Genomic DNA, 12,114 nt, shown 5'->3' on the forward strand with positions numbered 1-12,114 from the left:
ATGATCGCGACAGGCGGAAGGGCGGAGCATACGTCCGACGTCCCAGCGGAGGCGCGCGGATACCCATGGCCAGGACCCCCAGGACCCCGCCCGAACCCCTGCCCGTCGCCAGGGCGCCGCGGAAGTCGGGCCGCCCGACCTCGGCCAAACCCCGTGCGCCGCGTGCGAAGACGGCGCCGGTCGAGACGGCCCCGCCGCCGGAATCCCGGGTCGAGGCCCAGGTTGAAGCGCCCCAGGCCGCCTCGTCGCCCCCGGCCGACACTCCCTTCGCCTTTCCCGGCGCCGACCAGCGCGAAATGCTGGAGGCCCTGTCGCTGAACCTGGCCAGGGCAGCGATGACGGCGCAATCGGCGATCGCCGAGGCGGCCCTGTCACAGGCCGATCGCCCCGCCGCCCTGTCGCCCGACCCGTTCAACGTCGGCCCGGCGATGAATTCGGTGATGACCAGCCTCGCCTCGCGCCCGGACAAGCTGTTCGCGGCCCAGGCCGATCTGTTCAATCGCTATATGGATCTGTGGGCCACCTCGACTCGTCGCGCGGCCGGGGAAGAGACCCCTGCCCCCTCGAAAGACAAGCGGTTCAAGGACCCGGCCTGGTCCGAGAATCCGATGTTCGACATGATGCGCCAGTCCTATCTCGTGACCTCGGACTGGATGAACGGCCTGGTCTCGTCGGTCGAGGACGTCGATCCCAGGACCAAGCGCCGCGCCGAATTCTTCACCAAACTGCTGACCGACGCCTTCTCGCCGTCGAACTTCCTCGCCTCCAATCCGGCCGCCCTGAAGGCCATGGCCGAGACCAACGGCGAATCGCTCGTCAAGGGGATGCAGAATTTCGCCGCCGACCTCGAACGCGGCATGGGCAAGCTGAAGATCAGCCAGGCCGACTACGGCAAGTTCGTCGTGGGCGAGAATGTCGCCACCGCCCCGGGTCAGGTCGTCTGGCGCGACGAGCTGTTCGAGCTGATCCAGTTCGATGCGGCCACGGAGACGCAGCACGCCGTCCCGCTGCTGATCTTCCCGCCGTGGATCAACAAATTCTACATCATGGACCTGCAGCCGGAGAACTCGCTGATCCGCTGGCTGTCGGCCCAGGGCTTCACCGTCTTCGTCTGCTCCTGGGTCAATCCGGACCAGGACAAGGCCGGGTTCGGCTTCGACGAGTATCTGGAAAAGGGCATCTATCGCGCCGTCGAGAAGACGCTCGAGCAGACGGGTTCGAAGACGGTGAACACCGTCGGCTACTGCATCGGCGGGACGCTTATGGGGGCGGCGCTGGCGCATATGGCCGCCAGGAAGGACGGCCGTGTCGCCGCCACCACATTCTTCGCCGCCCAGCACGACTTCGCCGAGGCCGGCGACCTCCTGCTGTTCACCGACGAGCACTGGCTGGCCCAGGTCGAGGAGCAGATGGACGCGGCGGGCGGCGTCCTGCCCGGCGCGGCGATGGCGGAGACCTTCAATGCCCTGCGCGCCAACGACCTGATCTGGTCGTTCTTCGTCAGCAACTACCTGATGGGCAAATCGCCTGCCGCGTTCGACCTGCTGTTCTGGAATGCCGACCAGACCCGCATGCCCAAGAAGCTGCACCTCGACTATCTGCGCTCGATGTACGGCCAGAACCTGTTGTCGAAGGGCGAGTTCACCATCGGCGGCATCAAGGTCGACCTGTCGAAGGTGACGATCCCGCTCTATTTCCAGGCCAGCCGCGAGGACCATATCGCGCCCATGAACTCGGTCTATCGCTCGGCCAGGGCCTTCTCGAACGCCGCCGTGACTCTGACGCTGGCGGGGTCCGGCCATATCGCCGGGGTCATCAATCCGCCGAGCGCGAACAAGTACCAGCACTGGACCAACGCCGCCCTGCCCGGGACTCTCGCCGAATGGCAGGCGGCGGCGGTTGAGCATCCCGGCAGCTGGTGGAACCACTGGGCCGCCTGGCTGGCCGACAAGTCCGGCGACATGATCCCGGCGCGTGATCCGAACAAGGGGCCATTGAAGCCTATCGAGCCGGCCCCCGGCTCCTATGTGAAAGTGAAGTCTTGAAGCGTCTCGAACCGAACTTCCTGCTGGCCGTCTCGACCCTGATCGCCCTGACACTGCTGATCGCGACCGGCGCCCTGTTCGGCGCGCCGGGAGGGGCCGTCAAATATCCGGTCATCGCCGTGATCTGCGTGGTCGCCTTCGTGATCGGCAACGGCATGATGGCCCGGCGGATGGGTCGGGTGACGCCGCCGATGATCAATCTCGATACGCCCGCGACCGCCGCCTGGGCCGGCGGCTTCCCGCTCGTGGTCATGCTGTTCGCCGCCATCCCGATGATCTGGAGCGGCCATGACTACGGCCTGCTGGTCATCATCGCCTCGGTCATGGCCGGGGTGACGATCGAGTCGGCGCTGAAGGTCAGGCGGGCCTGAAGCTCAGGGCCACGCCGTTGTTGCAGTAGCGTTTGCCGGTCGGACGCGGGCCGTCGTCGAAGACGTGGCCCTGATGCCCCAGGCAACGGGCGCAGTGATACTCCGTCCGGGGGATGCCGATGGCGAGATCGGTCTTGGTTCCCAGCGCGCCGTTGATCGGGGCGTAGAAGCTGGGCCAGCCGGTGCCGCTGTCAAACTTGGTCCGCGACTCAAACAACGGCAGATCGCAGCCCCGGCAGACGAAGGTCCCGGCCCGATGCTCGTCGTTCAGCGGGCTGGTGAACGGCCGTTCGGTCGCTTCGTGGCGCAGGACGTCGTAACTGAGGCCCGGCAAACGCGCACGCCACTGGGCGTCGGTCACGCGGCGGAACGGCGAGTTGGCGTACTGCGCCTCCGACGCGTCGGCCTCGCTTGACGTGCAGGCGGTCAGCGCGGCCGCGGCGGCGCCGAGAAGCAGGGTCCGGCGGGAGGTCGTGAGAACGTGGGTCATGATCCCTTATACGTCGGCAAGACGGGCAGGGTTTCAAGCGTCGACCGCTGTAAACTCCGAGCATCCCCGCGAAGGCGGGGACCCAGGTTTGAACAGTGCGAACACTGGCTGAACCAACCATCGGAAAATCGCGAAGCCGGTGGCGAGGCTAATGCCTGGGTCCCCGCCTTCGCGGGGATGCACGGATCAAATGAGCCCCGTCGCCTCGTCCAGCCCCAGCATCAGGTTGAGGTTCTGCACCGCCGCGCCCGATGCGCCCTTGCCGAGATTGTCCAGCAGGGCGACCAGCCGGGCCTGCGCGCCGTCGCGATGGCCGAAGGCATGCAGACGCATGCTGTTGGTGCCGTTCAGCGCCTCGGGATCCAGGCCCGTCATCGCCTCGGTATCATCCAGCCCGGCGACCTCAACGAAGCGGCAGCCGTCATAGGCCTCGACCAGGGCGCCGTGCAGACGGTCGATCGACGGCGTCTCGGGCAGGGCCGCGAGTTGCAGCGGCACCTCGACCAGCATGCCCTGGCGATAGGCGCCGACGGCCGGAGCGAACAATACATCGTGCTTCAGGCCCGAATGTTTGGTCATCTCCGGCACATGTTTGTGCTGCAGCGACAGGCCATAGGCGCGGAAGGCGTGGGTCGTGCCGCCTTGTTCAAACTCGGCAATCATTGATTTTCCACCGCCGGAGTAGCCGGACACGGCATTGACCGTCAGCGGCCAGTCGGCGGGGATCAGGCCGGCCTTCACCAGCGGTCGCACCAGGCCGATGAAGCCGGTCGGATAGCAGCCGGGGTTCGACACCCGGCGCGACCCGATGATCTGGCCGCGCTGGACGGCGTCCATCTCGGCGAAGCCATAGGTCCAGCCGGTGGCGGTGCGGAAGGCGGTCGAGGCGTCGATGACCCGCGTCGTCGTGTTCTCGATCATGGCCACAGCTTCCCTGGCCGCCTCGTCGGGCAGGCACAGGATCACGGCGTCGGCGGCGTTCAGCGCCTCGGCGCGCGCGGCTGGGTTCTTGCGACGGTCGCCGGTCAGGGAGATGAACTCAAGGTCCGCACGGCCTTCCAGCCGCTGGCGGATCTCCAGCCCCGTTGTCCCGGCCTCGCCGTCGATGAAGAGGGTGTGGGTCATCCTGCCTCCTCCCTCTCCCGGTGGGAGAGGGCTTGAGCGCCCGAGAGCGCAGCGATCGGTTTTACGCGAAAGGGTGAGGGTCGGGTGACTCCCGTTGAGGTCCAACCCTCATCCGTCCGCTTCGCGGCTACCTTCTCCCACCGGGAGAAGGAAGAAAAAAAGGCGCCCCGGGTTTCCCCGGAGCGCCTTTGTAATCCCACTCGCGGTTGCGAGTTAGCGCTTCGAGAACTGGAACGAACGACGGGCCTTGGCGCGGCCGTACTTCTTGCGCTCGACGACGCGGCTGTCGCGGGTCAGGAAGCCGTGCGGCTTCAGGACCGGGCGCAGGGCCGGCTCGTAGTGCGTCAGGGCGTGCGACAGGCCGTGGCGGATGGCGCCGGCCTGGCCGGACAGGCCCGAACCCTCGACGGTGCAGACCACGTCGAACTCGGTCTCGCGACCGCAGACGACCAGAGGCTGGGCGATCATCATGCGCAGGATTTCGCGGGCGAAATACTGCAGCTGATCCTTGCCGTTAATGGTGAACTTGCCGCTGCCGGGCATGACCCAGACGCGGGCGATGGCGTTCTTGCGCTTGCCGGTCGAATAGGCGCGGCCCTGGGCGTCGACCTTGCGGACATAGACCGGAGCCGAGTTGTCGTAGCCGTTGTCCGAGGTTGCGAGACCCTTGAGGGCGTCGAAGCCGGTGGCCGTGTCTTCAGTGACGTCGGTCATGCTCAGATGCTCCGGGTGTTCTTGGCCGAACGGCCGGCGAAGTCGATGGTCTCGGGCTGCTGGGCGTCGTGCTCGTGGGCCGAGCCGGCGAACAGACGCAGGTGGGTCATCTGACCACGCGCCAGCGGGCTTTCCTTGGGCATCATCCGCTCGACGGCCTTCTCGAGCACGCGCTCGGGGAAGCGGCCGTTCAGGACCTTCTGCGGGGTCGTCGACTTGACGCCGCCCGGGTGGCCGGTGTGGCGATAGTAGATCTTGTCGGTCAGCTTCTTGCCCGTGAACACGACCTTGTCGACGTTGGTCACGACGACATAGTCGCCCGAGTCGACGTGGGGGGTGTAGGTCGGCAGGTGCTTGCCGCGCAGGCGCATGGCGATGAAGGTCGCGAGACGGCCCACGACGACGCCTTCAGCGTCGATGTGGATCCACTTCCTCTCGACCTCGGACGGCTTCAAGGCAGCCGTGGTGCTCTTCAGCATGAGGTGGTTCCTGAAATAGGAGGCGAAACGGGGTCGCTCCGGACGGGCCGAAGCGAGCGAAGGCGCGCTAGTAGGGGAAACATCCACAGGCGTCAATGCCGGTGTGCCCGCACAAAATGCCCTATAGTACTGTTCTAAAACGTATTTTCTGTAACGGTATTAAAATACCGCACGTTTTGACGGCCTACAGTCGGGGCCCGGACATGAAAAGCCGGGGTTGCGAGCGTCGGACCAGCCAGAGATTGGCTGTCGCCAGGGCCAGGACGATCGCCGCCCCCGCCTGGTGCAGCCCGCCCAGCCACAACGGCACGGCGTGGATCAGGGTCACGATGCCCAGCGCCGCCTGAAGCCACAGGGCTGCGGCCACCACGAAGGCGGCCAGACCCAGCCCCTCGGCCAGCCGCCAGCGCCAGGCCTGGACGGCGTAGACGGTGCCGCCGATCAGCAGGCCATAGGCGAAGACCCGGTGATTGAACTGGACCAGGGCCTGGTCATGCAGGAAGGCCAGACCGCCGAGGCCCCAGTCGACAGGGGCCAGGACGTCGCCGTTCATCAGCGGCCAGTCGGTGTAGATGAAGCCGGCCTTGGCCCCGGCGACGAGACCGCCCAGCAGGCATTGAATGAAGATCGCACCCAGCAGGATGGCGGCGCCCCGGCCCCAGCCCGCGGGCGAACGCGAATGCTCCTCGCCCGACCAGGCCTCCAGCCCCGTCCAGATCAGGCCGGCGAAAATGACCAGCGCCAGCCCCAGGTGGGTCGCCAGCCGCTCGGGGGCGACATCGACCCGTTCCGACAGACCCGAAGACACCATCCACCAGCCGATCAGGCCCTGAAGTCCGCCGAGGGACAACAGCAGGGCGCAGCGCCAGATCAACCGCGTCGGCATGGCCATCCGGCCCAGGAAGCCCCGTTCGGACAGCAGGCGGAACGACAGGAAGGCGAAGAACGGCACGGCGAACACGACGCCGACCAGCCGCCCGACGAGCCGGTGGAACCACTCCCACCAGAAGATGCCCTGGAACTCCGCCAGCGACATGCCGGCGTTGATCTGGGCGTACTGCGGGATCGCCTTGTATTTCTCGAAGGTCTGGGCCCAGTCGGCGGCGGACATCGGCGGCAGGGCGCCCATGATCGGCTTCCACTCGGTGATCGACAGGCCTGAGCCCGTCAGTCGGGTGATCCCCCCGATCACCACCATGGCGAACACCATGGCGGCGCAGACAAACAGCCAGATGGCGACGGCTTTCGATTGGTCCCGACTTCTGAAACGGCTCATTCGACGCCTGACGCTCCAACGGATACAGTGTCGCTAATCGCGGCGACCGGGGCGGTATGCCCTTGGATCGTGGCGAGATCAAAGTCCGAAGTCATGACGCAGGGTCGCATGCCGACCTGCCTGGAGCCCCCCGTTTTGGAATCACTGCTGGAATACGCCGATATCGTCGTCGCCGTTGTTGGGGCGTTCGTCCTCGGCTGGATCGCCGATCTGCTGACAGGGCGGCGGGGGCTGTTCGCCGCCTCGCTGATAGCCCTGACCGGCGCAGCCTGCGGCTGGTTCCTGGCGGTGCGCGTCTTCGGGGTCTCGACGATGGACGAGTTCGGCTGGGTCCTGTGGTCGGGCGCAGGCACGGTCCTGGGTCTGGTTACCTACTATCTGTTCCGGAACACCCGCTGATGGGGCTGCGTGCACGTCGGGCGATCGCCTCGGTCGGCATCGTCGCCTTCCTCGTCCTCTATGTGTGGGGGGTCATCGCCATCGGCGCCCATGTGCCGGATCATCCAGTCGCGACGCTGCTGTTCTACGGTCTGGCCGGAACGCTGTGGGGCGTGCCGTTGCTGCCGCTGATGTCCTGGGCCGAGGGCAAGCCGTTCCTGAAGAAGCGGTAGAAGCGCACCCCAAACCCGCTCAAGCAGTGAGCGACCGCGTCGCGAGCGGTAGCGCACCAGGAATGCGCTCAAGCAGCGAGCCGCCGCGCGGCGAGCGATAGCGCACCAAGAACGCTCAAGCAGCGAGCCGCCGCGCGGCGAGCGATAGCGCTTCAAAGATGCAAAAAGGGGCCGCTCGAAAGCGGCCCCTCTTAGCCGACTCATTTTCCTGAAAAGGAAGATGGTCGGAGCGACAGGATTCGAACCTGCGACCCCTTGACCCCCAGTCAAGTGCGCTACCAGGCTGCGCCACGCTCCGAGAGGCCGGTCCTATAGCGGGGGGTTGGCGTCGCCGCAAACGAGAAAACGTGTCAGGCCTTCGATGGACGGGTTCAACCCGCCAGAACGGCGTCCAGCCGGGCGCGGGCGCTCTCCAGATCAGCCAGAATCCCCCGCAATTCGCGCTCGTACCGCCCCGAGGTCGAGGGCGCCGGTTCGGTTGACGGCGCCGGCGCGGCTCCCGGCTGGGCATCCATGCTGAAGGCCGCATCCGCATCGCCATAGGCGGCCAGACGGGCCAGACCCTGTTCCTTGTGCAGACGCTGCACGCCCTTGATGGTCAGGCCCTCGTCGTGCAGCAGCCGACGGATCGCCTTCAGCACCACGATGTCATGAGGGCGATAGAATCGCCGCCCGCCGGCGCGCTTCACCGGCGTCACGAACGGGAATTTGGTCTCCCAGAACCGCAGGACGTGCTGCGGCGCGCCCACCGCCTCCGCGGCCTCCGAAATCGTTCGGAAGGCGTTGGGGCTCTTGGCCATCAGGCGCCGGCGCCGTGGACGCGGGACTTCATGATCTGTGAGGCGCGGAAGCTGATGACACGGCGCGGATTGATCGCCGCCGGCTCGCCCGTCTTGGGGTTGCGCCCCATGCGCGCGCGCTTCTCGCGCACCTGAAAGACGCCGAAACCCGACAATTTCACCGTCTCGCCCTGTTCCAGGCTCTCGACGATGAGCTCGAGCGTGCGCTCGACCATGCTGGAACATTCCTGCCGAGAGAGGCCGACCTCTTCGTGAACCGCGTCGCACAGGTCCGCGCGGGTCAAGGTTTGTAGTTCGCCCAAGGTTCGTCCCCTTTGATCCCGACATACCATAGAAGGCGAAAAGCGGGCGAAGTCAAAGGACACCGGGCGCTTGTAGCCCGAAGTTACAGCCGGAAGGCGCAGGCGCCCCAGGTCAGGCCCCCGCCCATGGCCTCCAGCAGCACCAGATCGCCCTTCTTGATGCGCCCGTCCTGGATCGCCGCGTCGAGCGCCAGCGGGATCGAGGCTGCCGAGGTGTTGGCATGCATGGCGACCGTGGAGATCACCTTGTGCTCGTCCAGGCCGAGCCGGTCGCCCACCCCCTTGATGATGCGCTGATTGGCCTGGTGCGGCACGAACCAGTCGACCTCGGCCACGGTGATATCGGAGGCGGCGCAGGCGGCGGTGATGGCCTCGGCGATGTTCACCACGGCGTGACGGAACACCTGGTTGCCCGCCATCCGCAGATGACCGACCGTCCCTGTGCTGGAAGGACCGCCGTCGACATAGAGCAGATCGGTCTTGGTCCCGTCCGAGCGCAGGGCGAAGCCGAGCAGACCCTGATCGGCGCTGGTCCCCTGCCCCTCGCGCGGCTCGACCACCACAGCCCCGGCCCCGTCGCCGAACAGGACGCAGGTCGTCCGGTCGGTCCAGTCCATCAGCCGGGTCATCTCCTCGGCGCCGATGACCAGGGCGCATTTGGCCAGGCCGCGCGCGATGAAGCCGTCGGCCACGCTCAGGGCATAGACGAAGCCCGAACAGACGGCCTGGACGTCGAAGGCGATGCACACGGGCGCGCCGATCTTCCTCTGAACGATCGAGGCGGTTGCCGGGAAGGTCATGTCCGGCGTCGTGGTGGCGACGATGATCATGTCCACGTCGGCGGCGGTCCTGCCTGCGTCGGCGAGCGCCCGCCTCGCCGCCTCGGCCGCCAGGTCGCTGGTCGGCTGATCGTCGCGGGCCTGATGGCGTTGCCGGATGCCGGTGCGCTCGATGATCCATTCGTCCGAGGTGTCCACGAACTTCGACAGATCGGCGTTGGTGACGACCTTTTCCGGCAGGAAGGAACCGACGCCGGTGACGGCGGTGCGGATGACGCTCACGAAACGCTCTCTTGGGACTGGGTTTGGGGGGCCGCCGGGGCATGAAGCACGTCGCCGAGTCGGCCCAGGTTGGCGCCGACGGTCTGCATATAGTCACTGCGGGCCAGATCGACAGCAATGCGGATGGCGTTGCCGAATCCCTTGGCGTCAGCGCCCCCGTGGCTCTTCACCACGATGCCGTTCAGCCCCAGCAAAGGGCCGCCGTTGATGGCGCTGGGGTCGATCTTCTGGGCCATGGCCTTCAACGCGGGCATGGCGATGAAGGCTCCGGCCTTGGCCTGAAGGCTGGAGGTCAGCGCCTCCTTGAGCAGGGCCGAGATGAACCGCGCCACGCCCTCGGCGGTCTTCAGGGCGATATTGCCGGTGAACCCGTCGGTGACGACCACATCGACCGTGCCCTTGGCGATATCGTCGCCCTCGACGAAGCCGTGATAGTTCAGGCCCAGGCCCCCCTCGCGCAGGATCCGCGACGCCTCGCGCACCTCTTCGTGGCCCTTCATGTCCTCGGACCCGACGTTCAGGATGCCGATGGTCGGCCGCGCCGTGCCGTGCACGGCGGTATGGAAGGCCTCGCCCATGATGGCGAACTCCACCAACTGCTCTGCATCACTTTCGATATTGGCGCCGACGTCCAGGACGGCGGTGACGCCACGCTGGGTCGGCCAGCTGGCCACGATCGCCGGCCGCTCAAGGCCCGGCGCCGACATGCGCAGGATCAGTTTGGAGATGGCCATCAGGGCGCCGGTGTTGCCGGCGGAAACGACAGCGCCCGCCTCGCCCGACTTCACCGCCTCGATGGCGTTCCACAGGCTGGAGCCCTTGCCGCGCCGCATCGCCTGGGCCGGCTTTTCGTCGGAGGCGATCTTCTTGTCCGTATGGCGGATGTCGCAGACGTCGGAGGTCAGGTTGAACTTCGCCAGTTCGGCGACGATCGCCTGCTCGTCGCCGTGCAGGAGGAAGCGGACGTCCAGCCCGCCGTGACGGCGGATGTAGTCGCGAAGTCCGCCGACGACAACGGGCGGGCCATGGTCGCCGCCCATGGCGTCGAGCGATATAAGCGTGGGGGCTGGCAAGGGGTCGGAAACTCCGGTGCGTCGACGTTGCGACGCTTTCTGCTGGTCTCAAGGATACCGCCGCGCGGTGCGGATGCAAACGGCGCGGACCTTACGTCAAGATTTTCCGTCGCCGTCCCTGGCCTTGAACGCCTTGAGGACCGCGAAGGGCGAGATTTCGGCGGGCTCTTCCGGCTGGACGAACTCGGCGCCCGGCTTGCGCGGAAACGGGTCCAGCGTCAGGGCCAGTTGCTCGACAGCGTACTGGCCGAGGTCGATTCGGCTGTCCTCGATCACATCGGGTGCGTCGTCGTCCATCGTCACCTCGATCTCGTCCGGCTCAGGCTCGGCCGCCTCGACCAGATCAACGGAGAATCGCTCATCGACCTGAACCGGAAGCGGGTCCAGCGTGATGCCGCAGACCTGCTCCAGCGTCGCCGTGACCCGGCCCGTCAGAATCCAGCCGACATGGCCGGGCATGATCTTCAGATCGGCCTCGAATGCAGACAGGGACGCCAGATCCAGCGCCTTGATGATGCGCTTCCGCGCCGCCTCATCCGGGACCAGATGGCGTTCCAGCCCGGCGCCGATCTCGTTGACCCGCACCACCTCGCTGAAGGGCAGTCGATGCTCCGGGTTCATGCCTTGATCTCCGGCCAGACCGGCGCGGCCAGCACCGTGTCGATCGATTGTTTCGCCAGCCCCGCACGCGCCGCCAGGGCATAGGCCGCCAGTCCGCTCGCCCGTTCGGCATCTTCGGTCGCATAGACGTTGCGCGCCAGACCGCCGGACAGCTCAGGCGCGTCATCGGCCCGCAGCGCCGTCTCGTAGGCGGTCATCCGGCCATACAGAGCCTCGCCGAGGCGGCGCATCTTCTTGGCCATGGTCACATCGTTCACGCCCAGCTCGCGCAGCGCGTTGTCCAGGGCGGAGACATAGACGTCGAACAGGTTCTGCGCCGCTTCGGCGCCCCGTTCAGCCCCTGCGCCCGTCTCGTCACGCAGGCGCATAATCAGCAGCAGCACGTGCAGGGTGTAGAGCTCGAAGCGGGAGTCGATCTCGTCGGTCACGCCCAGGGTGGTGTAGAATCCCGGATCGCGGGCCTGCTCCACGGCCGCCGTGTACAACGGCAGGCCCATGCGCTCGGCGGATCGGGTTCGGAACAGGTTCTTCAGCATCAGTATACGGCCCCTTTTCCGCCGCGCCGTTGAACTAGGCGTCAGGTCCGGTTAGGTCAAAGACCTTGTTTCGTCCCAGGCGCTCGTCTCCATGAATAAAGTCGTCGTTCGTCTCGCCGTTCTGGCCGCCCTCGCGCCGCTTGCGGTCGCCTGCGCCCCCGTCGTGGGTAACCACGGCTTCCAGGTCATCGACGTCAATCCCAAGGACATCGTCATCGGGACCGACACCAAGTCGACCGTCCTGGCCCAGCTCGGCTCGCCCTCGGCGGTTTCGACCTTCGAGGACAACATCTGGTATTACATCTCCCAGACGACGGAGCGGTACACCTACAATCGCCCGCAGGTGTCCCAGCGCAGCGTCACCGCCATCACCTTCAACGAGGCCGACGACAAGGTCGCAGAGGTCCGCAACCTCAACCTCGAAGACGGCCAGCAGATCGCCATGGAGCGCCGGGAGACGCCGACCCGCGGTCGCCAGCTGACGATCCTGGAACAGCTGCTCGGCAACGTCGGCCGCGGCCAGCTGCCCCGCACCGACGAGGACGTCCCGGGTCAACGGCGCCCGGACTAGGCGTCCTCCACCAACAGAAAAAGGCCCCGGAGAGCAATC

16 protein-coding genes and 1 tRNA gene are annotated in these 12,114 nt (G+C 66.6%); 5 read left to right on the top strand and 12 right to left on the bottom strand.

The annotated features are described in order from the left end of the window. Positions 1-65 precede the first annotated feature (65 nt). Complete coding sequence (gene phaC / locus ACP7AB_RS12515) at positions 66-2,045, top strand: class I poly(R)-hydroxyalkanoic acid synthase (protein WP_425991575.1); 1,980 nt, start codon at positions 66-68, stop codon at positions 2,043-2,045. Beyond that, positions 2,042-2,416: a hypothetical protein gene (locus ACP7AB_RS12520; RefSeq protein WP_425991576.1), complete on the top strand. Its 375-nt coding sequence runs from the start codon at positions 2,042-2,044 to the stop codon at positions 2,414-2,416. Before phaC ends, ACP7AB_RS12520 begins: the two co-directional genes overlap by 4 nt. Here ACP7AB_RS12520 and msrB read toward each other — a convergent pair. The 5 genes from msrB to ACP7AB_RS12545 all read right to left on the bottom strand — a co-directional run bounded on the left by msrB (position 2,403) and on the right by ACP7AB_RS12545 (position 6,500). Then, on the bottom strand, positions 2,403-2,906 hold the full coding sequence (gene msrB, locus ACP7AB_RS12525; RefSeq protein WP_425991578.1) for a peptide-methionine (R)-S-oxide reductase MsrB: 504 nt from the start codon (positions 2,904-2,906) through the stop codon (positions 2,403-2,405). The genes ACP7AB_RS12520 and msrB overlap by 14 nt on opposite strands. 186 nt (positions 2,907-3,092) lie before the next feature. Beyond that, the gene (argC, locus tag ACP7AB_RS12530; protein WP_425991580.1) at positions 3,093-4,031 is read right to left on the bottom strand and encodes an N-acetyl-gamma-glutamyl-phosphate reductase; all 939 of its coding nucleotides are present in this window, start codon (positions 4,029-4,031) and stop codon (positions 3,093-3,095) included. Positions 4,032-4,244: 213 nt separating this feature from the next. Continuing rightward, positions 4,245-4,745 carry a 30S ribosomal protein S9 gene (gene rpsI, locus ACP7AB_RS12535; protein WP_303695693.1) on the bottom strand — a complete coding sequence of 167 codons (501 nt, stop codon included), beginning with the start codon at positions 4,743-4,745 and terminating at the stop codon, positions 4,245-4,247. A 2-nt stretch (positions 4,746-4,747) separates the two neighbouring features. Further along, a complete protein-coding gene (gene rplM / locus ACP7AB_RS12540; protein ID WP_425991582.1) occupies positions 4,748-5,224 on the bottom strand; it encodes a 50S ribosomal protein L13 in 477 nt (158 codons plus the stop codon). Positions 5,225-5,408: 184 nt separating this feature from the next. Then, positions 5,409-6,500: a COX15/CtaA family protein gene (locus tag ACP7AB_RS12545; RefSeq protein WP_425991584.1), complete on the bottom strand. Its 1,092-nt coding sequence runs from the start codon at positions 6,498-6,500 to the stop codon at positions 5,409-5,411. 135 nt (positions 6,501-6,635) lie between these two features. On the opposite strand from ACP7AB_RS12545, the gene ACP7AB_RS12550 reads away from it, so the two are divergent. Next, complete coding sequence (locus ACP7AB_RS12550) at positions 6,636-6,899, top strand: transglycosylase (protein ID WP_425991586.1); 264 nt, start codon at positions 6,636-6,638, stop codon at positions 6,897-6,899. Continuing rightward, positions 6,899-7,111, top strand: a complete 213-nt coding sequence (locus ACP7AB_RS12555) for a DUF2842 domain-containing protein (protein ID WP_303695689.1) — start codon at positions 6,899-6,901, stop codon at positions 7,109-7,111. The genes ACP7AB_RS12550 and ACP7AB_RS12555 overlap by 1 nt, the downstream gene beginning before the upstream one ends. A 221-nt stretch (positions 7,112-7,332) precedes the next feature. Here the strand turns inward: ACP7AB_RS12555 and ACP7AB_RS12560 are convergent. From ACP7AB_RS12560 to ACP7AB_RS12590, 7 genes are all read right to left on the bottom strand, one after another. Continuing rightward, positions 7,333-7,409 (bottom strand) — tRNA-Pro (locus tag ACP7AB_RS12560). A gap of 73 nt (positions 7,410-7,482) precedes the next feature. Next, positions 7,483-7,911 carry a MerR family transcriptional regulator gene (locus tag ACP7AB_RS12565; protein ID WP_425991588.1) on the bottom strand — a complete coding sequence of 143 codons (429 nt, stop codon included), beginning with the start codon at positions 7,909-7,911 and terminating at the stop codon, positions 7,483-7,485. Then, positions 7,911-8,243 (bottom strand): integration host factor subunit alpha, encoded by a 333-nt coding sequence (locus tag ACP7AB_RS12570; protein ID WP_425991672.1) that lies wholly within the window; start codon positions 8,241-8,243, stop codon positions 7,911-7,913. Before ACP7AB_RS12570 ends, ACP7AB_RS12565 begins: the two co-directional genes overlap by 1 nt. Positions 8,244-8,296: 53 nt before the next feature. After that, on the bottom strand, positions 8,297-9,274 hold the full coding sequence (locus ACP7AB_RS12575) for a beta-ketoacyl-ACP synthase III (RefSeq protein ID WP_425991590.1): 978 nt from the start codon (positions 9,272-9,274) through the stop codon (positions 8,297-8,299). Continuing rightward, positions 9,271-10,347 carry a phosphate acyltransferase PlsX gene (plsX, locus tag ACP7AB_RS12580; RefSeq protein ID WP_425991592.1) on the bottom strand — a complete coding sequence of 359 codons (1,077 nt, stop codon included), beginning with the start codon at positions 10,345-10,347 and terminating at the stop codon, positions 9,271-9,273. The genes ACP7AB_RS12575 and plsX overlap by 4 nt, the downstream gene beginning before the upstream one ends. A 96-nt stretch (positions 10,348-10,443) precedes the next feature. Next, a complete protein-coding gene (locus ACP7AB_RS12585; protein WP_425991594.1) occupies positions 10,444-10,968 on the bottom strand; it encodes a YceD family protein in 525 nt (174 codons plus the stop codon). Next, positions 10,965-11,504 (bottom strand): ubiquinol-cytochrome C chaperone family protein, encoded by a 540-nt coding sequence (locus ACP7AB_RS12590; RefSeq protein WP_425991596.1) that lies wholly within the window; start codon positions 11,502-11,504, stop codon positions 10,965-10,967. Before ACP7AB_RS12590 ends, ACP7AB_RS12585 begins: the two co-directional genes overlap by 4 nt. 91 nt (positions 11,505-11,595) lie before the next feature. On the opposite strand from ACP7AB_RS12590, the gene ACP7AB_RS12595 reads away from it, so the two are divergent. Then, on the top strand, positions 11,596-12,075 hold the full coding sequence (locus tag ACP7AB_RS12595) for an outer membrane protein assembly factor BamE (RefSeq protein WP_425991598.1): 480 nt from the start codon (positions 11,596-11,598) through the stop codon (positions 12,073-12,075). The last annotated feature ends 39 nt before the right edge of the window (positions 12,076-12,114 follow it).

Source organism: Brevundimonas sp. TWP3-1-2b1, assembly GCF_049896165.1.
Taxonomy (GTDB): Bacteria; Pseudomonadota; Alphaproteobacteria; order Caulobacterales; family Caulobacteraceae; genus Brevundimonas; species Brevundimonas subvibrioides_B.